Origin of the sequence: Paenibacillus sp. FSL W8-0187, assembly GCF_037969755.1 — a bacterium.
GTDB lineage: Bacteria > Bacillota > Bacilli > Paenibacillales > Paenibacillaceae > Paenibacillus_AQ.
The window spans coordinates 784,662-811,456 of record NZ_CP150206.1; the positions used below are offsets into that span (position 1 = coordinate 784,662).

The window sequence follows — 26,795 nt, forward strand, 5'->3', positions numbered from 1 at the left end:
TCTGCTCGTTATTCATAGAATTCTCAGATGCTTGCGACATCCATGCTAGCTGGTTACCATCTGCCCTCCGTTGACGTGAATAGCCTGACCCGTGACAAAAGATGAGCAGATGGATGACGCCAGGTAAACATAGGCGGGTGCCAGCTCGTAGGGCTGTGCGGCCCGCTTCATCGGTGATTTCGTTCCGAATACGGCGACCTCTTCAGCGGAGAAGCTGGATGGGATGAGCGGCGTCCAGACTGAGCCGGGAGCGACGGAATTGACGCGGATGCCTTGATCGACCAGCGAAAGGGCCAGGGATCGGGTAAGGGAAACAATGGCGCCTTTGGTTGAGGAATAGTCGATGAGCTCCTTTAAACCGTCATAGGCGGTAATGGAGGCCGTGTTGATGATCGACGCCCCGGATTTCATGTGGGGCAGCGCGGCCTGGATCATGAAGAAGAAGGGAAAGATATTCGTTTGATAGGTGTGATGGAGCTGTTCTTCCGTGATGTCCAAGATGCTGCGCTGCACATACTGGACGCCATGGTTGTTCACGAGAACATCCAGCTTGCCGAAGCAGGCTATCGTTTCGTTAACCACGGCTTCGCAGTTTTTTTTGTATCGCAGATCAATCTTCATTAAGAGGCATCGTCTGCCGAACGATTCAATCCGTTGTTTCGTCACCTCCGCATCCGAAGTCTCATATAAGTATGGGATGACCAGATCGGCACCTTCCTTGGCGAAGGCAATGGCGGCCGCTTTGCCGATACCGCTGTCTCCCCCAGTCACAATAGCGATTTTGCCATCCAGTTTACCGCTGCCCCGATACGCGGGATCTTCGCTGATCGGACGCGGAGACATTAGACACTCGAGGCCCGGCTGGCAGTTTTGATGCTGTGGAGGGAAAGCGAGGGGCTGTTCCTTGCATTCTGTTTTGGAGCCAACGTAGGGAATGGGTTGATGGGGATTCATTTCATTCCTCCTTTTAGGTTGTTATCGTTGAACGTCGATGCTTTATCTCTATGCATTCGCCTAGTCCGGGGTGCCGTTTGTGAACAGAATAGGTGAAAGGTCGTGCTTTTACGTGTCCGCGCTTTTGGGAATGGATGAAGAAGAGTGGCGAGGAATTGATCGCGGAATAGCGATCCAGCGCCGCTTTCGCTGCATCGCTATGAAGTATATGAACGGGATCATCACATTACCCAGGAAGTTTGGGGAGGAAATGAGCGTAGTGGTTCGCGAAATGCCAAGGTTCAATTGCCGGTGCTGCTGCATTGACAAAAGCGCGGACACATTGATACGATGATATTAATTCTGACAAATTTGCTCTGATTTATATTGGTAAACGTCGGATTTAAGAGCGACTGCTTATGGAAGACTTTGCGGTTCTTTGTAAAGTCCTCCTTTTCTGAAATGTTGGCTATGGCCGTCTGACTTTAAGTCGAGAGGATCTTACATAGCGATCGTATGAATGGATGGCGACACTATAAGATAAGCCGAGGTGAATGATTATGGCGAAAGCTGTTATTATTAATGGGAGTCCCACAGCCGGATCCCGATTGAATGCGATTATGGAGTATGCGGAGCAGGCATTGACTGCTGCGAATTTCGAGGTTAGCCGGATCGATGTGGCCGGGCTCCCGCCTGAGGATTTGATTCATACCAAGTTTGAGAGTGAACATATTGTCAAAGCGAACGGGCTTGTGGCCGAGGCTGATGCAGTGATTGTGGCAAGTCCGGTTTATAAAGCTTCGTTTACGGGCGTTCTGAAAACATTTTTAGACCTGATTCCGCAAAAAGGATTGGCCGGCAAAATCGTGCTTCCGATGTTCATCGGCGGCAGTCTCGCGCATCTGCTGGCGATTGATTATTCGCTTAAGCCCGTGCTTTCTTCGATCGGAGCCCGTCATATTCTAGGAGGCGTGTACGCGGTGGATGCCCAAGTGGCACGTACTGAAGATGGCGGATTCGATGTAGCGGAAGTGCTTCAGGAACGTTTGGCCTCCGCAATGGAGGAGTTAATTGAAGAAACCCGTTACCGGGCAGAACGTGTTTAAGAATGCCCGAGTGAACGACAGGGATATAAAACCGATAGAGATCATATGGAGGGATACCATTTGCAAAAGCTAGTGTTTTTTGTCGGCGTGGCCGGTACAGGCAAGACAACCGTAGCCAAGAAGCTTGCAGTCCGTATACCGGCTGCATTTCTCGATCGCGATACGGTGGGGGGACGCTTTGTTGAAAAATTCCTGGAAAGTAACGGACTGGATCCGAACGATCGCGACTCTTCCTTTTATAAAGAGAACCTGCGTGATCTGGAATATGACACGACCAAGGACATTTGCATCGAGAACCTGGGTGCCGGACAAAATGTCTTTATGATTTCTCCGTTTACCGCCGAGCTCAAGAATCGCGAATGGATTGAAGAAGTCATCGCATCGGCTGGATTAACAAAGAGCGACGTTGACGTGAAGGTCATCGTGGTCGCCCTCAAAGACATGGATTTGCAGAAGGAACGGATCGTTGACCGACAGACCGAGCGGGATCAGTGGAAACTGGATCATTGGGACGACTTCAAGAAGCGCGTCGATTTCGTTCCGGAAGTGAACTGGGACATTCCTCAGACGTCCATTAAGGTAATCGATAACAGTGGCGATCTGACGGAAGAGAAGGTCGAGGAGCTCTATCAATTTATCGTAAGCGAATAGCATATCGGAGCAACAGCATTCGATATCGTATAAAAAAGTGCGTCATGCCAGGTGCCAATGAGCCCTGTGATGGCGCATTTTTTGAGTATCGATGAGGCAACAAACAACTCCAGGGAATGCCCTTCTGTTTACGCGTAGGCACAAACAGGCTGCTCGTATTCAATCTTCAGGGAAACGTCCTATGCTTATGCTCAGATATAGGAGCTCTGGTCCTAATTGGAACCAATGCTGGAATGATATATAGTAGACTAGTAATTACAGGCTTCACAATCAAGGAGGGAAAGCGCTTGGATAACGCTGCTATGCTTGCCTATCTGCGAAGCGTTGTGTTAATGAGGGACCGTGTCCCGTCATTTCATGAATATCCTTTTAATTTGCCGGCTGTTGCGGCTTTGGACGGGCTCCATTTTCATCCGAAGGTCACTTATATCGTGGGCGAGAATGGTATGGGCAAATCCACGCTGCTGGAGGCGATTGCCGCGGCCCTCGGGTTTAATCCGGAAGGAGGCACCATCAATTTCTCTTTTTCTACGGCGGAGACGCATTCTGTGCTGTATCAATATATCCGTACGGTTCGAGGAGTCCGGAAGCCGCGGGACGGCTTCTTTTTCAGGGCGGAAAGCTATTATAATGTGGCCTCCGAGGTCGATTCGCTGGGGCTTTGGCAGTCCTATGGCGGAAAGTCGCTGCATCATCAATCCCATGGGGAATCCTTCTTTGCGACGTTTCTGCACCGCTTCGGCGGCAAGGGGCTTTATATCATGGACGAGCCGGAAGCGGCGTTGTCCCCGTTTCGCCAAATGGCGCTGCTCAGACGCATCCATGACCTGGTCCAGGAAGACTCGCAGTTTATTATTTCCACGCATTCGCCGATTGTTATGGCCTATCCGGATTCCGTCATCTACAAGCTGACTTCCGAAGGGGTGGAAGAGTCGAGCTTGGAGGAAACGGATCATTACATGATTACGAAGGAATTTGTGAATCGCCGGGAAGCGATGCTTCATGAATTGTTTGCAGACGATGAGGATTAGCCATAATATAAGGGTTCCGAAGGCATATGCTGCTTACCGGGACTCTTTTTTGTATAACGGAGGATTTAGATTAGGTGAATCATTTTGAAGGACTACCTTGAGGGGAGGTTTTTGAAAGGTTTTTTCTTTATGGATTAAAGCAGCAGAATTCCTTGTAATAAACTTTGAAACATCTAAGTAATTCAACGATAAATCATGAATTAAGCAGGGAATCCGGAAATGAAAACATGAAAATGGTGTTTACAAGTTAGAATCATTGAACTAAAATAAGATCGAGGTGAAATGCTCTGGAGAACGGAAGAGAAGCAAGCGTGGAGAGACTCATGGATATGTACCGTGAGTTATCGGATAAAATGACGAGGCATCGCGTCGTATCTTTTTTGAATCACTTGAGAAAGAACGATTTAACGATGAATCAATATAAGATTTTAAGTTTGATCGAGCAGCAGGGTCCGCTGCTTCCCAACCGGTTGGCTGAGCATATGGAGCTTAAGGCTGCAACAATCACGTATTTGGTGGACGCTCTGGGACAACGAGGATTGGTGGTTCGAACGCCCAATCCCAGTGATGGACGAAGCCATTATGTCAATCTTACGGCAGAAGGCCGGCAGCTTGTGCTCGATGCGCGCAGCGAGGGGGATTATGCCGTCATGGAATCCTTCAAGCAGCTGGATGAGGATGAGGCGGATAACCTGTATATTTTACTGCGATTGCTTGGCAAAAAATTATTTCCATAACCCTAGGACTGTACTCTTCGAATCCCGCCTCCAGCTCTGTTAATCAGATCCGGGCGGGGTTACTTTGTTTAGGAGGCTTCATGTGAATACACAAGATAAATCTTCATTTTGGCTTATTATGAGCGCTATCTTTTTCGGTAACTTTCTGGCGGTGCTCAGCATCACCACCATCAACGTGGCCTTTCCGGTCGTGATGGAGCAGTTCGATGCCACGCTGAGCACCACCCAATGGCTGATGGCCGGGTACCTGCTCGCCACGGGAATTGTGGCTCCCATCGTAGGCTACATGGGGGACCAGCTTAGTTATAAGAGGCTGTTTGTCCTGGCATTGATGGGTTTTACACTCTCGTCGCTATTATGCGTCGTAGCCTGGAATATCGAGACCTTGATTGCGTTCCGGATTACGCAAGGTGTGTTCGGCGGGATGATTATCCCGATTACGATGACGATCATCTACCAGGTATTTCCCCGGGAACGGCAAGCCTATGCCATGGGGCTATGGAGCCTGGCCTCCATGCTGGCACCGGTGATTGGGCCGACACTTGGCGGATGGCTGGTGCAATATTTTGGCTGGAAATCGATTTTCATTCTAAATATTCCGATCGGCCTGATCTCGATTGTCATCGTAAGCAAATTCATTCCTTTTTACCGACTGACCGGGAAGAAATCGTTTGATTTCCTCGGATTCTTGACAGTGGTGGCAGGCAGTTCTCTTTTGCTGCTTTCCTTCAGCCATGGTAACGACTGGGGTTGGGGATCCTGGAAGACCCTGTCTCTACTGATCTCCGGAGTCTTACTGCTGCTGTTCTTCGTTAAGTGGGAGCTGCGGATTTCATCCCCGTTATTGCAGCTTAAAGTATTCAAATTCCCCCGATTCCGGTACAGCTTGATCCTGAACTGCATCGTGACAATATCCCTGTATACGGGAACCTTGCTGGTGCCGCTCTATTTGCAGACTGTGCTGAAGCTGTCCCCGATGGATACCGGCCTGATCATGCTGCCGGGCGCGATTGTCATGGCAGCAGCGTCGCCGCTTATCGGTAAATTTTATGATCGGATCGGCCCATTCCGGCTGGTGATCACGGGAGTTCTCATCATTGTGGCGGCCACGCTCGCTTTCAGCGGAATCGGCACCAACACCTCGGTTATGTACATTTCCTTACTGCAGCTGGTTCGCTGCCTTGGCATTGCTTTATGCAATATGCCGTTAACGAACGCAGCGATGAGTGCGGTGTCCAGCGAATATTCAGGTCACGCATCGTCCATCACGAACTGGGCACGACAAGGGCTTGCTTCATTATCGATCGGCATATTCAGCGCACTGGTGGTATCCAGAACATCCTATTACATGGGAGCGGGGGCTTGGACCCAGCGTGCCGCAACAACGATGGGCATTGATGATGTGTTTATGATCGGAACGATGGTGGCTGTTATTGCCGTACCTCTTACATTTTTGTTACGGGTCAAAAAGAAAAAATCGGTCCACCCTGTCGCCCTCTGACCCAGCGTTCATCGGCCATGCTGGAGAAGATGATCCTTCGGGCTGTTGAAGCTTAGCGCAAGACAGGGTAACTCGAAAGGTATCAAGCGATTGAACGGGGTTGGTTGAACTGCATCATTGGCGTCATGCACAACCTCAAGTTATAGTCAAATAGGACGTTAACCGATGAGAGGGCAGCTGAAGGGCTGCTCTCTTTTTTTGCTATACACCCGTCAATGGATTGGACGAATTATGACAATGCTGTTCTTTTATTGAATTCGCGGTCTGTGGTAGGGTGAAGTATACGAATGTGCAGGTGGTAGGAGGAGCTTATGGAATTTATACGGAAGCTGTGGATTTTCGGTTATCAGCAGGCCTTGTCCTGCATATTTCCAGTGATTATCTTCGGCGCGCTGGGACTGACCAAGGTGATTGAAATTCCCGGTTTGGCGCGGTATGATCTCATCCTGCTCATATGTGTACTGGCACAAATCGGGATGTTGGTGAGCAAGCTGGAGACATGGGATGAGCTGAAGGTCATCTGTGTCTTTCACATCATCGGTTTGATGCTGGAGCTGTATAAAGTGCATATGGGCTCATGGTCTTACCCGGAGGAGGGCTGGAGCAAAATCGGCGGCGTCCCGCTGTACAGCGGCTTTATGTACGCCAGTGTAGCCAGTTATATATGCCAGGCATGGCGCCGAATGAATTTGCGCATCACCGGCTGGCCGCTGCCTGTGCTGACCGTGCTGATCAGCGCAGCGATCTATGCCAACTTCTTCACCCATCACTACGTGTGGGATGCACGCTGGCTTCTCACGGCATTGTTGTTCGTGGTTTTTGGCAGAACCATGGTGTATTTTGATGTGGACGGAAAAACCCTGCGGATGCCGCTGGTGCTGTCGTTTCTGCTGATTGGCTTTTTCATCTGGATCGCTGAGAATATTTCTACGTTTCTTGGGGCCTGGACCTATCCGGGTCAGGAGCGGACATGGAGCCTTGTGCATATCGGCAAAATCAGCTCGTGGTTTCTGCTGGTGGTGATCAGTGTCATTATTGTGGCTCAGCTGAAGCATCTGAAACAGGGCAGAGGACCGGCCAAAGACAATCCGAAGGGAACGGTCATGTAAATCCAGTATAGCGAATTTGACCATTCATTCGAAATCATGTATCCTATGGCTAATTAAGGTATGGAAGACTAACGTTGCGACTCGAGCTGTAAGGCGAGAGATTTTTTATGAACATAGATGTTTGGAACAGATGAACCGCGCGAAGCAGAAGGGAGGAGTATTCACATGAAAAAAAGATCATTGGCGTCTTTGGCAAAAGGCATGGGATACTCCACCGCTGTTTTCTTTGATCCGTCCGATAATGGGAGAAGTGTGTCCAAAATCGGATATTCAGCGATCAAGGATCCTTCCATTCGGTAACCGGATGAGGATGCAGTGGAATTGAACACCACAGGTCGCTTGCTTGTGGTTGCATAGATCGGCATGTACACCACAGGTGCGCTGTGGTGTTTTTTTGTATTTCTAATGTTTCAAACAAAGGAGAGGATACCATGTTTATGCAAGGGAAACAGATTTATGTCAAGTCGGTAGAGGAATCGGATGTAGAGGCACTGCTGAAGCTCGAGAAGGATAACCGGGACTTTTTTCAGCGGTTCACGGGCTTAAGGGAAGAGAGCTTCTACACCCATCAGGGTCAGCTTGAGCGGATCCGAAAGGCCATGGAAGCCAGCAAGGCAGATCAAGGGTATGTTTATGTGATTGGACTGCAGGACACCGGAGCGACTATCGGCGAGATTATGCTGACCGAAGTGGTGCGGGGGAATCTGCAGAGCTGCTGGATCGGTTACTTTCTGGACCAAGACCACAACGGAAAGGGCTATATGACCGAAGCGGTTCAATTGATTGTGAAGTTTGCCTTTCAGGAATTGAAGTTTCACCGAATTGAGGCGGGTGTGATGCCGCACAACCTGGGCTCGATCCAAGTGCTTTTGAAAGCTGGATTCCATAAAGAAGGCATTGCCCGGAAAAACGTGAAAATCAACGGGACATGGGAAGACCATCAGACGCTGGCTATTTTGAATGAAGCCGATGAGGAACAGCCGTCTCCAATTCAGCGGTACAATCCGCCAGGTATCGCCCCGCCGATCGGGCCTTATACCCATGTAACCAAGGTTCCGAGAGGGGCTGAGCTGTTGGTCTTCTCCGGTCAGGTGGGAACCGATAGGGAGGGGAACTTGCCGGAAGATATGAAGCAGCAGGTGGAGAATACCTTGGCGAACATTGAGAGGTTATTGGCAACGGAAGCGATGTCGGCGGATCATATCGTCAAAATCAACATTTGGGCGGCTCAGGAGGTCGACTGGGATCACTTCCACCAGGTATGGGAGAAATTCAACGGGGGGAAGGCGCCGGCTATGACGATGGCCTACGTACCGGCACTGGCGATGCCGTCCATTCAGGTAGAGATCGAGGTATGGGCAGCGAAGGGGTAAAACGACCAGGAGGATAGATCGAATCTTCAGCTAATTGGTTTATTCAACAAAATTAGCTGCTGATCAAGCAAAGAAGTGATGGTTTTTATAGGCAACCACGCAATAACAAGCGTCAAAATCTTTGTTCATTGTTGACAGACATATATTGGGTATGTATATTGTAATTACCGACTATTTAGTCGGTAATTACAATGAGAGATGGGTGCATGTCATGGAAAAAAAATATGGCCTTCAACCGCCGATACCATTCAGCTTCAAATCTGTAGCAGGGTTCATCGTTATTTTTATTATTTGGCAAGGCGGCACTTTATTATGGTTAAATCTTGTTAATGCTTTGATTCCCGCTACTCGCTCAGGATTACCTAGTTTAATCACACTTTATTTGTCTTTTTTATTCCTTATTCTCGGCATCTTCCTTGTCACCAAATATTTCTTCAAAATTCGTTTTAGAACATTTTTGTTTGAAGGTAAAAGGCCCGATTTCCGAAAGTTTGCGATTTATTTCTTGTGGTATTTTATGGCGCTTATTTTGTATTTGCTTGTCGATATCGTCGTGCATCCTCAAGCTTTTACGCTTCATTTTGACCCGCTTCCATGGTTAGGTGTACTCATTGTTACCGCTCCTTTGATTTTGGTTCAAAGTGCTGCTGAAGAGATTTTGTTCCGAGGTTATATGTACCGTATGTTTAGATCATTAAGAGGCGGTGTATTCTGGTCCATTTTCATCACTTCCCTAATTTTTGCCCTGATCCATGGTTTTAACCCCGAAATGCTAAACTACGGGATTTTTGGACCGTTGTATTACCTGCTGGGGGCATTCTTTCTGGGAATCGTTGCCTACCACACCAATGGTCTGGCTGCTCCCATCGGGATCCATTTTGCTACGAACATTTTTAATACATCCATTTGGGGGTATGGGTCTTCGACATTGGAAAACATGGGGCTGCAAAGCATTGTATACCGCCACACGCTAGATATGCCGTTTGCATTCTTTGGGATTTTTGCTATCGTTATCTCATATGGTGCTTTTCAATTTTTCAAGTATAAAAGGAACCGTTCATAAGGTTCCGGGAGGAGCTTTATGACCAGAAGACGATTGCCGGCAGAAGAAGCAAAAACGATTATTTTAAACCATGCCAAGTTGTTATTTATCGAAAAAGGTTATGATCGAGCTACAATGGACGACTTATGTGCATCGACACAGATGAGTAAAGGCAATTTGTATCATCATTTTAAAAATAAAGAGGTACTCTTTCTCCAATTGCTTACCCAGCATGCCGAAGACATGTCACAAAAGTGGCTTCGTTCGGCCGAGCAATCCACGTCTCCCAGCGAACAGTTGCTTGAAATGGCTGATTTATTCGGACGAGATTGTGAAAGTCCCTTAATCCAAGCACTCGAAGAGTATGCTAAAACACTTTCAAGCGAATCCGAAGCATTGGCTACATTGAGAGAGATCACAGAAGTAGCCTATCGTGCGATTAGACAAGTGCTGCAAAAAGGGATCGAGCAAGGCGTTTTTATTAATGAAGATATCGAAACGTTGAGTTTTGGTGTGATGTCCACATTAGCTGGAGCAACGCAGCTCTGCCTAACGATGCCAAAATTAAGCGGGGACGAATATGCAGCCCTGCATGTCAATGCGATCAAGCTGCTTTTAAAGGGAATATCGATTGATGATCCCAACTGAAAAAAGAGAACACACTTGCTGAAAAATATTCATTGCTCGGACATCGATGGTTGATAGATGTGCATCGTAGGCTTTCTTTACCCATGCGATCTACTAGGCACTTCCCCCATCGATCCGGGTACAGCTTTTTTAGCAGCCTTCGGCTCTGCCTGGCGAATTCATCCGGAGTGGTGTCTTCAATGACGTGGCTGTTTCTAAACCGGTCCTTTAATTGCCCACTCCTTTTTCTCCTGATGAAACTTCGTGAGATTCCAAGAAAAGCGCATGTTTTATGCTTGACGTAATGAAACGTAATAGTTATTATAGATCTGCAAAGTCCTTAATTGAGGTGATGTTGAATGAAGTACTCCAAGGCTACCGATTATGCCCTCCATACGATGCTATTTCTTACTGCGGCGACGCCCCAAAAACCAATAGGTGTACAGCAGTTGGCGGAGCGACAAAGTGTCTCTCCAACCTATTTGTCCAAAATACTGACCAAGTTGGTGAAGGCGGGCATGATTGAATCGATAACGGGGGTGAATGGCGGCTATCGACTCAAACGAAATTGGGAAAATATTTCGTTCCTAGATATTATTCATGCAATTGAAGGTTCGGCTTCCTTGTTCGATTGCAGTTTCGAACATGGACCAGGATGCCCGATTCAAAAGGTGGTGTTATCGGCAGAAGAGAAGATGGAAGAACAGTTGAGAAATCAGAAAATGTCGGATCTTGTGCGGGAACATAATATAGTCATATGACACTTCTTTTTTTAAAGTCAATTAGTGACAACAAGTGTCTTTAAAATCTACAATATCGATTTATAACTAACCGGGGTGGCTGTCCTACATGAGCCGCGATTTGGATCAAGAAGCGGCCGTGCCGCCGGATGTGTCTGCCGATCGCATCATGAAACTTGTGATGGACCAAAAGGCGTACCTTGGCGAACAGCATGAAGGACAAGAGTGACCCTGGCAAACGGGAAGGAGAGGAGACCATGAATATGAAAGCAATTGCGCTTGGACAATACGAGGGAGCGAAATATCATCCTTTTACGAATATTGATCACGAATTACAAACCATATTTGAACATATGGACATGGACGTTGAATGTACGGATGATTACGCCGTGCTTCAGGAGGATAAGCTGGAGGGCTATGATCTGTTTATATCGTACGCGGATTTTTCGGATCTGGAGATACCCGAAGATCAGGCACAAGCGCTCATATCCTATGTGAGAAACGGCGGAGGACTGCTAGTTATCCACAACGGTATCTCGCTGCAGCAAAGCAAAGAGCTGGAAAAGTTAATCGGCGGCAGGGTTACGGGACATCCGGAATATACGTCACTGCCAGTTCGATATAATCAAGGGAGTCACCCTATTGTGGAGAACTTAAGCGATTTTACGATAGATGAAGAACCGTTTCGGTTCGAGCTGAGTCCGCATGAATCGGCGGTTATACTTGCCGAATATGTGCATGATGGCCAGCGGTGGCCTGCTGCGTGGGCACACACATATGGCTCTGGCCGCGTGGTATATCTGATGCCGGGGCATCATCTTCCATCTTTCCAGGTAGAATCCGTGCGTAAGCTGATTCGGAATAGCGGAATGTGGGCTGCACGGGGGAGAGTAGAGTAGAGATTCGACACACTAATTTTATATAAACGTGCACCACTATTAAAGTGGTATTTTTTTATTGCGCCACGCATGGCGATTAACTAGGTGGTGAAATCCACAATTTAACCCATACGTATCTTATCATCAAAAGGGGAGCGAGAAGATGGATGTATTCGAAAGCCAGTATGAATTGATCCAACGTACAAGGGAATCATTATTTAGTTATTGCGAAACTATGTCCCCCACAGATTATGTTAAAGAAGTTGAAACCTTAGGCGGAGTTTCTATTCGCAGTCTGCATGCTCATGTAGCCGATTGTTATAGGGTATGGTTGGGGAGTCGTGCCCTTGGTCAATCACTTCCCAAAATAAAACCAGAATTCGTTGACAATGTACAGGAAATGCGTGAAGTTTTTAAGAAAACGGATGCCCTGGTTCATGAATTTCTGAATGAATTTAAAAACAAATGGGACCCTACCATTCCAGCATCCTGGCAGAGTAGCAGCGTAGAGTTAACCGAATTATGGCTTTTTACGCACACCATCACCCACGAATTTCATCATAGGGGGCAAATTGTAAAAATGGGCAGGCAACTCGGGTATATCCCGCCGAAAATGAACCTCGTTAAACCTTAGTGATCGTCATAGAAATACTTTCGGAAATGAAATCGAAAAAAATATTACTTTTAAGATGCCCGATTCAAAAGGTGGTGTTATCGGCAGAAGAAGAGATGGAAGAACAGTCGAGAAATCAGAAAATGACTGATCTTGTGTGAGAAATGAATATAGTTACATAACAAGCAATTCTTTTTTTTAACTAATTAAAGACAACTGATATCTTTAAAGTCTATAATATTGGATTATTACGAGGAGAGTGGAGAATATGCAAGCAGCGACGCTAGAAGCACAGCATAATGCGGTGCAAAAATATAAAGTTATTCCAATCATGGTTTCCTTACTATTAAGCGGATTTATTGGGATGTTTAACGAGACAGCTTTAAACGTAGTGCTCAGCGATTTAATCAACCAGTTTCATATCACCGCCGCAACGGCCCAATGGCTGACAACAGGTTACTTACTGACCCTCGGCATATTGGTTCCGATATCCGGGTTGTTTCTCCAATGGTTTTCAACCAGACAATTGTTCACGGCTTCGCTCTTATTGGCTTTACTCGGCACAGCGGTGGCGACCGTTTCCCCAGGATTTGAGTTGCTCATGATTGCACGGGTCATTCAAGCTGCGGGCGTAGCAGTCATCCTGCCGCTGATGTTTCACACAGTGCTTGTCATTGTTCCACCTGAGAGGCGGGGGACGACCTACGGGCTGATCGGGCTTGTCCTTGTGGTTGCGCCTGCTGTCGGCCCTACCCTTTCCGGTCTGTTGATGGAGCAGCTTAGCTGGAACTGGATTTTCGGATTGACCCTTCCCGTTTTGGCGTTTTCTCTTCTGTTTGGAATGCGATATATGCAAAATATATCGACGATTACCAAGCCGAAAATAGATAGCTATTCGCTTATCTTATCCACGCTTGGCTTCGGCGGAATTGTATTTGCTTTTAGCAGTGCAGGGGAAGGAGAAGGAGGATTTGGAGCGCCCAAGGTCGTGATTCCGATGATTGTCGGCATATTGGCGATTTTGATATTTGCGGTACGGCAATTGCGAACGAAGCAGCCGATGATGGATTTGAGGGCATTCAAACAGCCTATGTTTACGGTTGGCACTGTTATGCTTATGATTGCCGTAATGGTGATGATGGCAGCCATGATTATGTTGCCCTTGTATTTGATCAGAGGCCTCGGCCTTAACGCTTTTTCGGCCGGACTTGTTTTGTTGACCGGGGGGATTGTGAACGCGATCACGCAACCGATTATGGGCAGAATATTCGATAAATTTGGGCCGAGATGGGTTGTTCCCGCGGGTATGGCCTTGATATCCGTCGTTCTCTGGTTTCTCTCAGGAATTACGACAACGACGACAATAACCCAAATCATTGTGCTTCACACCTTTTTGATGATCGGGATCTCCATGGTCTGGATGCCTTCGCAGGCGAATGGACTGAACCAATTGCCTCCTTCACTTTACCCGCACGGTAGCGCAATTATGAATACGGTCCAGCAGGTAGCGGGTGCGATCGGCATAGCGGTTGCGGTAAGTATCATGTCTGTGGGCATGAGCAGCTTTCTGAAGCAAACGGCAGACCAGGCGGACCCTGCTAACGCCGCGCTTGCTTTGACAGAAGGGATACAACATGTTTTTGATATTGCTGTTGTCGTTGCGATTGCAGGTTTCATCTTTTCTCTTTTCATGAAGCGTGTTCACATATTGGAGCAGAAATAATCCTCAATATTTGAAATTTGAAAATCAACCAGCGCGGCCAGCAGTTTCAGCGGGACGGAACCGATCACGTTCAGAAATGTCACCTTCATAAATGATGACACATTATTGTATTACATTTTATTGTAGGCGATCATATGATATAAAAAACCTCCGAGATCCCTGGTAAGGGAATCCCGGAGGTTTGTGTATTTGGAGAGGTTTTTATAGATCGTCAAAACCGTTGTCGTCGCCAACTTTGCCGTAGTTACGGGATTTAGCTTCGAAGAAGTCGGTCTTCGTCGCGTTAAGGGCTTCATCGGAGAAAGGCTTGATCCATGGCATGCAGTTAACGTCCACACCTTCGTAAGCTTTTTCCAGACCCATCATGGTGATGCGACGGTTCGCGATGTACTTGATGTAATCGCCCAATTCGTTCAGATCGATGCCGCGCACATTGCTGAGCGTGTAGTGGGCCCAGTTGGTTTCGAGCTCGACGGCACGGTCAATGGTGCGGTACAGGTAGTCGATGTTCTCTTTGGAGTTCAGCTCAGGGAAATCCTTGAGCAGCTGCTTGAACACTTCGGCGAAGAAGTAGCAGTGCTGGTTCTCATCACGCTGAATATAGGAGATCATCTGGCTGGTTGCCATCATCTTCTGGTCACGAGCGAGGTTGTAGAAGAAGGCAAATGTACTGTAGAAGAAGATGCCTTCCAGGATCAGGTCCGCGACCATCGCTTCGAAGAAGGATTGCGGCGACGGATTGTCACGGAAGTTCTGGTAAATGTTCGAGATGAACTGGTTGCGTTCCAGAAGTACCGGGTCATGCTTCCAGTATTCGAAGATGTCCTTCTGCTCTTGCTCCGATACGATGGAGGATAGCACGTAGGAATAGGATTGGTTGTGAACCACCTCTTGCTGACCGATGATAGCGGAGATGGCTTCGAGTGACGAATCAGTGAAGTAACGCTTCACGTCGCTGACAAACATCGTCTGCATGGAATCCAGAACAGCGAGCAGGGAGATGTTGATCTTGAAGGTACGCTGCTCTTCAGGGTCCAGGCGCGGGAACTGCTGCGCATCCTTGGACATCGGAATCTCGTCCGCGATCCAGTGGTTCAGCAGCAGGACTTTGTACAGCTTATACATATGAGGCATCCGAATGTCGTTCCAGTTCAAGATCCCGGAGCATTCACCTTCAATGACGCGAGTGGAGCGGTTGGGTGCTTCGGTATTAAATATCTTTTGCATTTGCATGCCGATTTTCTCTCCTTGTATATCATAGTAGGGCGGAAGGTTGAAGGGATCTGCTAGCCTATTCGAGGGACGGGTATCCACTCTCCAGCCGCTGTTGTCCGCCCTTTGCTTGAATGTATTTTTAAGGTTGCAAAGGGCTCCCAAAGGCGGACGTAAACTCTTCCGATTGGATACCCTTACCCTTGTAGTCTTTTATTAGAAAGCATATTCAACATTGCTTACAGCCGTTCGATGTGAGCCAAACATGCAGCGACTCCCAAAGGGAGAGCGATCCCAGCAGGCAGTAACTCACCAATCGCACGAAGTAACTCACAGTCTCTGCGCCGCATGAGAAGCGATTCCCAAGGGGAGAGCGATCCCAGCAGGCAGTAACTCACCAATCGCACGAAGTAACTCAATGGTCCCTGCGCCGCATGAGAAGCGATTCCCAAGGGGAGAGCGATCCCAGCAGGCAGTAACTCACCAATCGCACGAAGTAACTCATTAGCTTCCGCACTAAATTCCAGCGTTCCCGAAGGGAGAAAGCGTTCCTAGCCACTAAAGTAACGTAGAAGCGCCTCATTCAGAACCTAAGCACCTTGCGGGTGTCCAGAGGGCAGAGCCCTTGGGGCCCTCCCTTGGAAGGGAGGGTTTGGGTGGGTTCGAAATTAAAGGTTAGCTTGCACACGACTCGCACTCTTCAATCGTCAGCGCACGGCTGCGTACATAATAAGTGGACTTGATGCCGGCTTTCCAGGCATGCAGGTGCAGCTCCAGGAATTCCGAAGCCCGGATATCAGGGCGGACGTACAGGTTAAAGCTTTGCGCTTGGTCAACGTGACGCTGACGGGCGGCAGCCATTTTGATGGACCAATGCTGGTCAATCAAGAAAGCCGTTTTATAGTACCAGATCGTTTTTTCGGACAGATCCGGAGCCGGGTTAGCCACTTTGTAAGTGGTTTTTTCTTCATAAGACAGAAGTTCGTACAATGGATCGATGCTCGCTGTGGAACCCGCGATGATCGATGTGGAGCCGTTCGGCGCGATGGCAAACAGCCATGCGTTACGGACCCCGCTTTCTTGTACTTCTTGCTGCAATTCGCGCCATTGTTCGGTGGTTACGAACTTGCCTTCATGCTCGCCGTCGGTGTAACCGCGGAACGTGAAGTACTCGCCGCTCTCCCAGTCGGAGCCTTTGAATTTCGGATAGTGGCCTTTTTCCTTGGCCAACTCCATGCTGGATTTAACGAGCAGGTAGTTGATGTGCTCATACAGATTGTCGTTATATGCAACGGCTTCGTCGGATTCCCAGCGGATACCTTCCAGCGCCAGCAAGTGATGCAGACCGAAGGTGCCGAGACCGACCGCACGGTATTGGCTGTTGGTATATTGAGCTTGCAGAACTTCAATATTGTTAATGTCGATAACGTTATCCAGCATGCGAACCTGGATCGGAACGAGACGCTCCAGCACACCAGCAGGTACAGCACGAGCCAAGTGGATGGAGTTCAGGTTGCAGACAACGAAATCGCCAGGGATTTTGGAAATTACGATCCGGGTTTGGCCGTCTTTCGTAACCAGCTCCTCCTGCTCAACAACTGTCGGAGATTGGTTCTGCATGATCTCCGTGCACAGGTTGGAAGAGTAGATCATGCCATGCGCAGAGTTCGGGTTCGCACGGTTGACCGTGTCGCGGTAGAACATGTACGGTGTACCCGTTTCAAGCTGGGATTTCATGATGCGCTTCATAATGTCGATAGCTTGTACCGTAATGCGCGGCAGCAGCGGGCTCGCCACGGCTTCAGCATACTTTTGACGGAATTCGCCTTCGCCTTGTCCTTGATCATAGAAGTCTTCCAGGCCCAGCGGACGGCCGTTCTCGTCTTTCCAGCCCATGATTTTCTTCACTTCATGCGGACAGAACAGGCTCCACTCTTCACGTGCTTCTACAGCTTCCATGAACAGGTCAGGCAGACATACGCCGTGGAACACGTCATGTGCTCTCATGCGCTCGTCACCATTGTTCAGCTTCAGATCCAGGAAGGACAGAATGTCTTTGTGGAACACATCCAGGTAAACCGCGATAGCACCTTTACGAGTTCCCAATTGGTCAACGCTAACAGCGGTGTTGTTCAACTGGCGAATCCAAGGGATAACGCCGGAGCTGGTGTTCTTGTGACCGCGGATGTCAGAGCCGCGTGCACGGACTTTACCGAGGTACACCCCGATGCCGCCGCCCATTTTGCTGAGACGGGCGATATCCGTATTGGAATCGAAGATTCCTTCCAGGGAGTCGTCCACGGTATCGATGAAGCAGCTGGAAAGCTGGCCGGCTACTTTTTTACCTGCGTTAGACATGGTCGGCGTAGCGGCCGTCATATACAGGTTACTCATGGCCCAGTAGGCTTCTTTGACAAGGTCAAGACGCTTGTCAGCTGGCTCGTTGTGCATGAGGAACATCGCGATGACCATGTACCGTTCTTGCGGAAGTTCCATGACGCGACCGTCAAAGTCGTTTGCCAGGTAACGCTCAGCCAGTGTCAACAGCCCGATGTAATCAAACAGCAGGTCGCGGCTTGGATCGATGCATTCGCCGAGTTCTTCGATTTGTTCTTTGGTGTAGCTGGTCAGAAGATCCTCGCGATAAATGCCTTTCTGTACAAGCTCTGTAATGAGCGGGTAGAAGGCACCGTATGGTTCTTCCGGGTATGCTTTGTATCGGCGGTTGGTGGCCGCTTTTTTATATAAAGAGGTCAGAAACGAACGCGCAGCTGCAAACTTCCAATCCGGCTCCTCTTTGGTTACAAGCTCAAGGGCGGACATCGTGAAGGCGTTGCTGATTTCTTCGCCGGTAACTTGCTCACCGCGCAATTTGGCATTGACGCCGCGAAGCAGGCGCTCTTTATCGAGCATGTCCAATCCTTTTAGAGTCCGGTCGGCATAGACGGAGAGACGAATTTCATCAAAGGCGAGCTGACGGTTGTTCGGTTTAACTACGAGCTGGGGCATGAATAAATTCCTCGCTTTCTTCGGGGGAAATATGAAAAAGGACATCAAAAAAACATTTTCTAAAACCCGCGGGCAGGCTTGAAAATGTCCGTGCGCTGTGATTCGAAAATGACGTTTGCCATAAGCCCATGAATGGGCATGATGTTATGTACAGACGCAAGCTTAACGAACACTTACCTAAAACCCCGTAGGTTGGTGTCTGCTGCATATAGGCAGGTCTCCTGACTTGAGCTACTTCCCTCGGCATTGCCTCCCCTGAGACCTTGATCCGGTTCCTCGGTGGCATATGTCGTATGTGGATGGCTGATAGATCATAAACAGCCTTAGGCCCTTACAGTGGCGGGACCGTGATGGATTTACACCATGCTTCCCTATTAAGCCGGACTGCCTTATAGGTTGATCCGGCACCTACATACACTATATTTGGTTGTTGTTAATCTAATTTAACCCAATATATTGTGTTTGTAAACTATATTCTTAAAATTGAACGCAAAAAGAATTATAGCAAACGAGCGGCCATTGTGCCAGTTAAGAAACTGCCAAAAGGCCATAACATTTCCTGAATTGTGACCAAATGCGACCTTTTCTGCGCAGATACCACGTATATTATCGTTTTGACAAAATAGGATATATTCGTACGGACGAAATGAGGAAGATACACCATATCTTGTATGAAGTTACAGACAGACGGACTTTGATATGGAGGGTCAGAATTGATATGATAACTGTATCCGGGAGTTTAACGTATTCGGAAGCATTCCATATAAATGAGATGCAACGAGGGAGGTATTCAAGATGGCTATAGCGGAGGTAACGGTGATTCCGATCGGAACCGCAACAACGAGCTTGAGTTCTTATGTTGCCGAGATGCAGCGTATATTGAAACAACAGGATGGAATATCCTATGAGCTAACTTCGATGAGCACCATCATCGAGGGAGAGCTTAACATGATCTGGCGGGCGATTGAGGCTTTGCATGAAGCGCCTTTTCTGTCCGGTGCGAAGCGTGTATCGACTTCCGTGAAGATCGACGACCGCAGGGATCAAGTCTCCTCGAGCAAACAGAAGATCCAGTCCGTGCAGGAGAAGTTAGGCGGGTAATACCGCCAGTTACGGAGGATATTTCCGTAAGAATAGGACTTGCATTTTGCTGCTGAAGTATTATAATAATTTTTGTTGTTTCGTGAGGAATATCATCGAACCACATTTGCTGGTGTAGCTCAGGGGTAGAGCAACGCACTCGTAATGCGTAGGTCGGGGGTTCAATTCCCTTCACCAGCATCTTTACAAAGTCAATAATGGCGCGGTTTTCCGAGTTTTTTCGGAATCGCGCCATTATTGTTTAATAACCTACACATCTAACATTCTTCTAAGCTTTAGTCGAGCAAAGTGGGTTTTTAGTCCTCGATTTGGTTCCCTAAGATTGAGTCACCGATTGTATTAAGAACAGCTTCTTGTAAGTTGGGTAGTACGTGGGAATACGTATCTAAGGTTACATTAATAGAAGAATGGCCTAGACGTTCCTGAACGATTTTGTATACCTGCTTTTAGAAGAAGTGTAGCGTGGGTATGGCGGAGATCGTGAAATCGAATCCTCGGAATTCTCTTTATTTTGTTGGTGATCATTACAAGTGCCTTCGTATAAGACTCCCCGAATAACAAAGACCCTACCTGCAAATCCTGGTGGGGTTCTTTCACATAAACGAAATTTTAATTAATAGTTGAGTTCCGTTAATACTGGCGTTCGCAACATCCCCGATTTGAACCAGTTTCTATATTTCACCCGCCCCTGGATCATCGGATTCAAATAAACGAATTTTTTATCCTCACCTGTGACAAGGAATTGACTCTTCGAATAAAACTCTTTCCTGGTTGCCTTTGTAACATATTCGACAATCCCAGCCGACCGAAGACCACCAGACTCATTCTGAACCGCGGCAAGTAATCCGAATTCGTTTTTTCGATACCCGGTTATGATCACGTTAGTATACGACCAATTAATAACCTTCTGCCAGGCTGGTGATCGGCTGCTTACATATAGACTATTCTTTCGTTTGCCGACCATCCCTTCAAGTTTTCGGTTCACCATCTGTTCAAATAAAGCTTCGCCTGCGCCTTCCACGAAGGGAATGACGCCAAATTGCTGATTTGGCATTTTTATGCCGGCAAGGATCTCTTTGCGCTGCAGCAGTGGCATCTTCCGAAGGTCTTGCCCTTTGTATTGCAATATGTCGAACACAACAAACGTAACTGGAGAAGATATGGTCAGCTGCTTGATGCATTGGTCCTTACTTGCTTTAAACCGGACCATAACTTCCTCAAAGTCCACGCCGTCGGGACCGGCACATGCTACTTCACCATCCAGAAGGATGTCATCATCAAACGGAACCAAGAGTTCAGGGTATTGTTGTGTACATTCCGTCTCATGACGAGTATAAAGCCGGATCCGGCCGGACTGTTGGGAAAACAGGAGCCTGTGCCCGTCAATCTTTGGTTCGAATATATAGTGCGAATCTGAGAAAGGAGCTGGCGCTGTTGCGAGTAGCATCGGTTCAATAAACATAAAAAACACCTCGAAATAATTATAACGTTCAAGGATATGCTGATCAGGCGGTAAGTTATGTCATAACAGATAGCGGCGCTGATTTTTGGGCTCAATACTTAAGTATAACGAAATAGGATATCCCTAAATAAAACGCCTATTTTTTATCTGGAATGGTTCCGGTTTGTTTGATACAAGTTATTTGTCCACCCCCATGGTGTGCATTTGACATATAGATATGACTATACACACAGTTATAAAGTCTAAGAGAAGGTGGCGAAAATGAAGGGTGGCAGCTAAACGAAAGTACAAATGTTTAAAGGCAAAAAGAAAATACAAATGTACCAAAAGAATTAAAAAAACAGTTTTTCTTAAGAAACTCCTTTGTAAAAGGTGCATATCAAAGTGGTGTTTATTAAATAGAAGAAAGCAAAATCTTCAAGCTCTAATTAACCAGAAAGCCTTACAAGCTGCAATACAGGAAGCTAAATCCAAAATGAAAGCTGAGTTAGCTAAATTGTGTGAAATGCAGAAATCCCTAAGCCAGCCAGGTATTCAAGGGATTTCAGGTCCGCAAGGCCCACAAGGACCACAAGGAGAAAGAGGGTTGGATGGATCACAAGGTCCTCAAGGACCGCCAGGGCAACAAGGACCACAAGGAGAAAGAGGGTTGGATGGATCACAAGGTCCTCAAGGACCGCCAGGGCAACAAGGACCACAAGGAGAAAGAGGGCTTGATGGATCACAAGGTCCTCAAGGACCGCCAGGGCAACAAGGACCACAAGGAGAAAGAGGGCTTGATGGATCACAAGGTCCTCAAGGACCGCCAGGGCAACAAGGACCACAAGGAGAAAGAGGGCTTGATGGATCACAAGGTCCTCAAGGACCGCCAGGGCAACAAGGACCACAAGGAGAAAGAGGGCTTGATGGATCACAAGGTCCTCAAGGACCGCCAGGGCAACAAGGACCACAAGGAGAAAGAGGGCTTGATGGATCACAAGGTCCTCAAGGACCGCCAGGGCAACAAGGACCACAAGGAGAAAGAGGGCTTGATGGACCACAAGGCCCACAAGGCCCACAAGGCCCTCCTGGAGAAGTAGTCATTCCTGAAGTTACTGTCACTACTGCAATTAACCGTTATTTTTATGAACCAGAAACAGATCTGGATCTAACTATGTCAGCTATGATTCCAGCCGGTCAATTCACGAACGATATGGGAGCCCCCGTGGTGGAATTCTTGGCCCTTGGCCCAAACAGCTTTAACAATCTTTATATAAATGGAATTCTTCAGCTCAGTAACTCGTACGATGTAAATTCGCTCAGCTTATTTTTTCCAGCCCAAAGTAGCACAATCTATGCAGGTACTCCGATCGTTTTAGAAACAGTAGAGTTAACGGCTAATGTTATTGTCTAGCAATTTTTGGTAATATGCCTGCGCAATCCCTGAACTCTTGCATTAAATGGATAAGAGGATCAGGCATGCTTTCAAAGATTTCAGCTTGAGTTTCAGCATGATCCTCAACAAAGAAGGGAGGCGATGAAAATGCCAATAGTACCACCGTATCAAAACAGTAGAAGATTCACTTCTACAGTTGGTGCTGGAACGGGAACAGGAGCAACATTCGCAATTGCAGCCACAGCTTTTATCAATGATGTAGGAACAGCTGCCACGGTATTTCCGAGTACGTTCAACTATTACAACCTTTATGTGAATGGTATAATGCAAACGGCTGATGTTTCTTCTGTTACAACAACGACGATTACCATCCCTGGCGGAGATGCGTTAGATCCCGGAACACCTCTTGTAGTTCAATTCGTTGTCTCTTAAATGTTGGTATATTTGCTCTTATCCAAAAGCCCTGCTCTGTTTTTAAAGGAGCAGGGCTTTTTCTAAATACAAAAGGGGATGATCTTCCCAGATAGTGCTTTCTGAAACAAAATGCACTATTACATTGTGGCTGTTCGATGAGTATGAAGATAGTTAACAGGTATTATCGTACTGATCCACACGTTCAGACGAGAAATCAAATTGTCTTTAGCTGAAGGTGAATGGCAATGGATAAAGATTGATGAAATTGTTTCTGCTCACTAGAAAATTGCCCGCTAGCATTTAGCTGACGGGCCTCAGTCTTCTAACAGAACTTCTAACAAATCTTCTAACGGCCAAGAAATACTTCAAGAACCTTAAACGGATCTAGGCTTATAAAAACCAATAACTAAAAGGCTTCCGGAACCCAGTAGAACCTTGCCGAAATCTACAGTATCGCACTCGTAATGCGTAGGTCGGGGGTTCAATTCCCTTCACCAGCATCTTTATAAAGTCAATAATGGCGCGGTTTTCCGAGTTTTTTCGGAATCGCGCCATTTTTGTTTAATAACCTACACTTCTAACATTCTTCTAACCTTTAGTCGAGTAAAGTGGGTTTTTAGTCCTCGATTTGGTTCCCTAAGATTGAGTCACCAATTGTATTAAGAACAGCTTCTTGTAAGTTGGGTAGTACGTGGGAATACGCATCTAAGGTTACATTAATAGAAGAATGGCCTAGACGTTCCTGAACGATATCAGTTTTATACTCATCAGCTTCGGAGAGCATTCGGCTTGATTCAGGATGACGACTCGAGGAAAGCTGTAGACTATAGATATATGTAAGGTTATTCATATAAAGAGACGAAGCTGTTCTTTCGGCATGGTCTGAGTGACAGCACTATTCGTCGGAAGGTAGCTGAGAGCACAGAGAGCATGGCCAACATGCTTAAGCTCATGGGGTTCTTTGATCAAGATAATGTGGAATTTTGAAAGGGGAATAAATACAGCGGCTAACTGAGATGTCAAAACCCCAGTTTGCCGCTGTTTTAATTTTAAAGGTTTTATCCTTTATTTTACCTAGCAGACATGGCATCTGCTTTGGTTTCTTGAACCGTGCCATATGGATGCTCTGGAGGAGCATAGATCACGTATACTTTTAGTGGTACATTCCCCATGTTGGTTACATTGTGCCATTTTCCAGCCGGTATCATGATTGCATAGTCATCATAGGCCATTTTTTGAAAATCCAAGTTATCTTTACTATCACCCATTTGAACAAGTCCTTTACCTTGTTCAATTCGTATGAATTGATCAGTTGTAGGATGAACTTCTAAACCAATGTCATCTCCAACATTAATACTCATTAGTGTCACTTGAAAGTGCTTCCCTGTCCATAAGGCGGTTCGGTAAGTATTGTTTTGTTTAGCTGCTTGATCAATATTCAACACAAGAGGCCTTTGTCCATAATCAGTTAATTTCATATTCTCATCATTACGATGCCAATTGTTATTGTTCCAACTCGAATAACGAAAATTCAAATTATCGCTCCAATTTTGGTTATTCCAGTAGTTATGCGCAGGATTATACCCTTGGTAAGGGTGGCATGGATAACGGTACATATTCAATCTCCTCTTCATGGTTTCGTAATTTTCTATCTATCCTATGCAGTAGCCTATATAGAGGAGACAACAATGGGCTGGAGCCTATGGCTTATAACAATATTATCGACCGTTTTTTGGAAATGATATTTTTTCCTTTAAAACGGCTCTTAACAAGATATCTGGTCGCTGGGATGAAGGAGCGCTTTTCCTGGTTATTGGAAGAGTCATCCAGATTATCCTCCGGCCAAGGAGGATATGCAAATCGATAGGGAAAAAACAATTATTGTTAAACTTTCTTGTCTATTCGTCTAATAAGTCCAATATCGTACCAGCATTAATAAAAATTGCCCGCCAGCTTTTAGCCAGCGAGCCGTAGTCCTCTACCAGAAACTCTACCCAAATCAGGAACCATTGATCATCTCAGCAGAAGTCATTCAAAAATGTCTGGAAGATGAAATCATCATAAAAACAAGCAGGTAGCGCTGCAAGCGCCGGGAATCATCCCGGCGCTTGCGCATGTCTAACTATTGTAAGAAATCTTTCTTGTTCAGCGCATGATCGACGATACGAATTTCGCTGATCCATCCGTTAAATACGCCGTCCAGCTTATTGGCATATTGGCTCGCGCCGATGATCCACGGTTTGCCGGTCGTGGCGATGCCCTGCGGCTTTGTGTCGGGATTGCGCAGTACTTCTACACCGTCGATATACATCTTCGTCGATTGTCCGTTGTTTACCAGCGCGATATGATGCCAGCTGTCGTCCATTTCCCACGACCAACTCGTTTGCTCGCTTCCGTAATTAAGCGGGAAGGACGCCCATTGAATCTCCCGTAAGCTTGACACAGCTAACGTTGCTAGCGGAGCGTCGGCGTCACCTTCTTTCTTGCCGACGTCTTGTCCGGTGCCGTACCGTCCCAGAATGCCCATCCAGGAATGCTTGTCGGCGTCAAAGTCAGGCCCGAGCTTCACGACCGCTTCAATCGTATATCCGTTCGGGAATGTCAGTGCATTGATAGGCGCTTGATCGGATGTTTTCAAATACGAGCCTCTCTTTTGCGACTTGTTGTTGAAAAAGCGAATGCCCGAATTGCTTTGGGGATTTTGCGCATTTCCTTTGTACCAGATCAGATCGCCTGGCTTGGCGTCGCCTTCGTCGATACGGTACAAATCGTTGCCTTTGCCGGAAAGATCTTTGACCGCTGCTCCCTTGCCAGTCACAGCTTGCCCTTCAGCGGCCGAACGGTTGTCCATTTGCCAGTAAGCGACCGTACCTTCTACTTTTGGCACTTCTTTATTGACGGAAATGATGGGCTGGAACCCGGAGAACCGTTCTTCAAAATCCATCGCGACTGTAAAATCGTTAAAATCGTCTACTAATTTCTCCTCATCAAACGCGGTTCTTTGTTTCTCCGGCATTCCCATGACCCATGGGGAGAAGGAGGATGTATGAATGCGGTTCTTGTCCATATCGAATTCAAGCGTTCGTAACATTCCGTTGCCGCCGTGAAAGGCGCTCTGATAATCAACGACCATCATAACAACGTCGTGACCTTTGTTATTTTTCTTGACCGTATGAGCATAGCCATGATGATGACCGTTTACGGTGAGGAAGATTTGATCGTTCTTCGCAATCAGTTTGTCCCATAGAAATTGCCCATGATCTGTCATGACGGCTGATTTTTTGTCGTTGGAAATGTTCAGCAGTTGGTGGGTGAACATCATGACCGGGTACGTAGGATGTTTGTCGATTGCCTTTTGCGCCCACTTCAACGTCTCTTCGGATGCTCTCCAATCCAGGAAGAGTGCCATGTACTTTTTCCCGGACCCTTCAAAAATATAGTAGGAATTAAATCCGTCCTCCGAATGGCCGGTAAAACCCGGGATGTTTTTCATCCGATCTGTCGAAAAATAGTTCAAAAACGGTTCCTTGGCTAAATCCCGTTCGTTATCGTATTGCTGCGAGTTGAGCACATCATGGTTTCCTGCCAAAAAGCCGTATGGAAGCTTGGCTTTATCGAATACTTTCATCGCCTCGTCGGCGTTGCGCCATTCGTATTCTTCATCGGCGCGATCAACCAAATCACCTAAATGTGCGGTGAACACAATATTTTCTTTTTTCGCGTTTTTTGCGATCCAATTCGTTTGCGACAGCCAAAGCTCGTTTTTGTAACGCGCATACTTTTGCGTATCCGGCAGTATGGCCATTTTGAAGCTATTGTCGCTATCTGGTGAAGTGGCCGGACTTGCGGACGCTTGAAAGCCCGACAGCAGCCCCACAATCATCGTCGCTGGCAACAGCAGCGCGAGCAATTTCTTGAATTTCTTTTTCATTCTGTCATATCCCTTCATCGATGTAATGTGATAGGGACATTGTACGGAATATGTATTACCGGGATGTTAGGAGAGAAACGGATTTGTGTAAAGTATGGAAAATGGTCTGTGCTGATTAAATTGCCGTTGGCTTCCAGTGTGGATCAATCGGCAGTATATCGATCATGGGAATCGCGAGCACCCGGCCACTAAGCTGTGAAGGAGTGATCAAAGAGTCATAAGGAGAA

Annotated in this window: 23 protein-coding genes, 1 tRNA gene, 1 pseudogene and 1 riboswitch; of the genes and pseudogenes, 18 read left to right on the forward strand and 7 right to left on the reverse strand. The window is 47.1% G+C overall.

What is annotated here, in order from left to right:
* Positions 1-45: 45 nt before the first annotated feature.
* Positions 46-954: an SDR family oxidoreductase gene (locus MKY48_RS03455; RefSeq protein ID WP_339270061.1), complete on the reverse strand. Its 909-nt coding sequence runs from the start codon at positions 952-954 to the stop codon at positions 46-48.
* Between the two features lie 539 nt (positions 955-1,493).
* Between MKY48_RS03455 and ssuE the strand changes: the two genes are divergently transcribed.
* The 14 genes from ssuE to MKY48_RS03525 all read left to right on the forward strand — a co-directional run bounded on the left by ssuE (position 1,494) and on the right by MKY48_RS03525 (position 14,064).
* Positions 1,494-2,039 (forward strand): NADPH-dependent FMN reductase, encoded by a 546-nt coding sequence (gene ssuE / locus MKY48_RS03460; RefSeq protein WP_339270063.1) that lies wholly within the window; start codon positions 1,494-1,496, stop codon positions 2,037-2,039.
* Positions 2,040-2,099: 60 nt separating this feature from the next.
* A complete protein-coding gene (locus MKY48_RS03465) occupies positions 2,100-2,690 on the forward strand; it encodes an AAA family ATPase (RefSeq protein WP_339292291.1) in 591 nt (196 codons plus the stop codon).
* A gap of 287 nt (positions 2,691-2,977) precedes the next feature.
* Positions 2,978-3,721 carry an AAA family ATPase gene (locus tag MKY48_RS03470; RefSeq protein ID WP_339270067.1) on the forward strand — a complete coding sequence of 248 codons (744 nt, stop codon included), beginning with the start codon at positions 2,978-2,980 and terminating at the stop codon, positions 3,719-3,721.
* A 311-nt stretch (positions 3,722-4,032) separates the two neighbouring features.
* Entirely contained in the window at positions 4,033-4,458 is a 426-nt protein-coding gene (locus MKY48_RS03475) for a MarR family transcriptional regulator (protein WP_237566273.1), read from the forward strand.
* Between the two features lie 82 nt (positions 4,459-4,540).
* The gene (locus MKY48_RS03480; protein WP_339270070.1) at positions 4,541-5,959 is read left to right on the forward strand and encodes an MDR family MFS transporter; all 1,419 of its coding nucleotides are present in this window, start codon (positions 4,541-4,543) and stop codon (positions 5,957-5,959) included.
* Between the two features lie 311 nt (positions 5,960-6,270).
* On the forward strand, positions 6,271-7,068 hold the full coding sequence (locus MKY48_RS03485; protein ID WP_339270072.1) for a DUF817 domain-containing protein: 798 nt from the start codon (positions 6,271-6,273) through the stop codon (positions 7,066-7,068).
* A 165-nt stretch (positions 7,069-7,233) separates the two neighbouring features.
* The gene (locus MKY48_RS03490) at positions 7,234-7,368 is read left to right on the forward strand and encodes a hypothetical protein (protein WP_272914349.1); all 135 of its coding nucleotides are present in this window, start codon (positions 7,234-7,236) and stop codon (positions 7,366-7,368) included.
* A gap of 131 nt (positions 7,369-7,499) precedes the next feature.
* Positions 7,500-8,441 (forward strand): GNAT family N-acetyltransferase, encoded by a 942-nt coding sequence (locus tag MKY48_RS03495; protein WP_339270074.1) that lies wholly within the window; start codon positions 7,500-7,502, stop codon positions 8,439-8,441.
* 211 nt (positions 8,442-8,652) lie between these two features.
* Entirely contained in the window at positions 8,653-9,504 is an 852-nt protein-coding gene (locus tag MKY48_RS03500; protein WP_339270076.1) for a CPBP family intramembrane glutamic endopeptidase, read from the forward strand.
* An 18-nt stretch (positions 9,505-9,522) separates the two neighbouring features.
* On the forward strand, positions 9,523-10,131 hold the full coding sequence (locus tag MKY48_RS03505) for a TetR/AcrR family transcriptional regulator (protein ID WP_339270078.1): 609 nt from the start codon (positions 9,523-9,525) through the stop codon (positions 10,129-10,131).
* 338 nt (positions 10,132-10,469) lie between these two features.
* Positions 10,470-10,871 carry an Rrf2 family transcriptional regulator gene (locus tag MKY48_RS03510; protein ID WP_076322244.1) on the forward strand — a complete coding sequence of 134 codons (402 nt, stop codon included), beginning with the start codon at positions 10,470-10,472 and terminating at the stop codon, positions 10,869-10,871.
* Positions 10,872-11,107: 236 nt separating this feature from the next.
* Positions 11,108-11,749 carry a ThuA domain-containing protein gene (locus tag MKY48_RS03515; RefSeq protein ID WP_339270080.1) on the forward strand — a complete coding sequence of 214 codons (642 nt, stop codon included), beginning with the start codon at positions 11,108-11,110 and terminating at the stop codon, positions 11,747-11,749.
* 142 nt (positions 11,750-11,891) lie between these two features.
* Complete coding sequence (locus MKY48_RS03520; RefSeq protein WP_076322243.1) at positions 11,892-12,362, forward strand: DinB family protein; 471 nt, start codon at positions 11,892-11,894, stop codon at positions 12,360-12,362.
* A 247-nt stretch (positions 12,363-12,609) separates the two neighbouring features.
* Positions 12,610-14,064: an MDR family MFS transporter gene (locus MKY48_RS03525; protein WP_339270082.1), complete on the forward strand. Its 1,455-nt coding sequence runs from the start codon at positions 12,610-12,612 to the stop codon at positions 14,062-14,064.
* A 201-nt stretch (positions 14,065-14,265) separates the two neighbouring features.
* Here the strand turns inward: MKY48_RS03525 and MKY48_RS03530 are convergent, their stop codons facing one another.
* Both MKY48_RS03530 and MKY48_RS03535 read right to left on the reverse strand, forming a co-directional pair.
* Positions 14,266-15,297, reverse strand: a complete 1,032-nt coding sequence (locus MKY48_RS03530) for a ribonucleotide-diphosphate reductase subunit beta (protein ID WP_076322241.1) — start codon at positions 15,295-15,297, stop codon at positions 14,266-14,268.
* 654 nt (positions 15,298-15,951) lie between these two features.
* The gene (locus tag MKY48_RS03535) at positions 15,952-18,285 is read right to left on the reverse strand and encodes a ribonucleoside-diphosphate reductase subunit alpha (protein ID WP_098741781.1); all 2,334 of its coding nucleotides are present in this window, start codon (positions 18,283-18,285) and stop codon (positions 15,952-15,954) included.
* Positions 18,286-18,478: 193 nt separating this feature from the next.
* Positions 18,479-18,712: riboswitch (cobalamin riboswitch) on the reverse strand.
* Positions 18,713-19,080: 368 nt separating this feature from the next.
* Here MKY48_RS03535 and MKY48_RS03540 point away from each other — a divergent pair.
* Together MKY48_RS03540 and MKY48_RS03545 are read left to right on the forward strand one after the other, a co-directional pair.
* Positions 19,081-19,386 carry an MTH1187 family thiamine-binding protein gene (locus MKY48_RS03540; RefSeq protein ID WP_076322239.1) on the forward strand — a complete coding sequence of 102 codons (306 nt, stop codon included), beginning with the start codon at positions 19,081-19,083 and terminating at the stop codon, positions 19,384-19,386.
* A gap of 108 nt (positions 19,387-19,494) precedes the next feature.
* Positions 19,495-19,566 (forward strand) — tRNA-Thr (locus tag MKY48_RS03545).
* 116 nt (positions 19,567-19,682) lie between these two features.
* Here the strand turns inward: MKY48_RS03545 and MKY48_RS03550 are convergent.
* Positions 19,683-19,890: pseudogene (locus MKY48_RS03550) on the reverse strand (tyrosine-type recombinase/integrase); the annotation flags it as partial.
* Positions 19,891-19,999: 109 nt separating this feature from the next.
* Entirely contained in the window at positions 20,000-20,848 is an 849-nt protein-coding gene (locus tag MKY48_RS03555; RefSeq protein WP_339292292.1) for an ATP-dependent DNA ligase, read from the reverse strand.
* A 590-nt stretch (positions 20,849-21,438) separates the two neighbouring features.
* On the opposite strand from MKY48_RS03555, the gene MKY48_RS03560 reads away from it, so the two are divergent.
* Both MKY48_RS03560 and MKY48_RS03565 read left to right on the forward strand, forming a co-directional pair.
* A complete protein-coding gene (locus MKY48_RS03560; protein WP_339292293.1) occupies positions 21,439-21,927 on the forward strand; it encodes a hypothetical protein in 489 nt (162 codons plus the stop codon).
* 443 nt (positions 21,928-22,370) lie between these two features.
* On the forward strand, positions 22,371-22,655 hold the full coding sequence (locus MKY48_RS03565; protein ID WP_339273382.1) for a DUF4183 domain-containing protein: 285 nt from the start codon (positions 22,371-22,373) through the stop codon (positions 22,653-22,655).
* A 1,052-nt stretch (positions 22,656-23,707) separates the two neighbouring features.
* Here MKY48_RS03565 and MKY48_RS03570 read toward each other — a convergent pair.
* A complete protein-coding gene (locus MKY48_RS03570; protein ID WP_339270089.1) occupies positions 23,708-24,253 on the reverse strand; it encodes a cupin domain-containing protein in 546 nt (181 codons plus the stop codon).
* A 506-nt stretch (positions 24,254-24,759) separates the two neighbouring features.
* The gene (locus tag MKY48_RS03575) at positions 24,760-26,568 is read right to left on the reverse strand and encodes a LamG-like jellyroll fold domain-containing protein (RefSeq protein ID WP_339270091.1); all 1,809 of its coding nucleotides are present in this window, start codon (positions 26,566-26,568) and stop codon (positions 24,760-24,762) included.
* Positions 26,569-26,795: the final 227 nt, after the last annotated feature.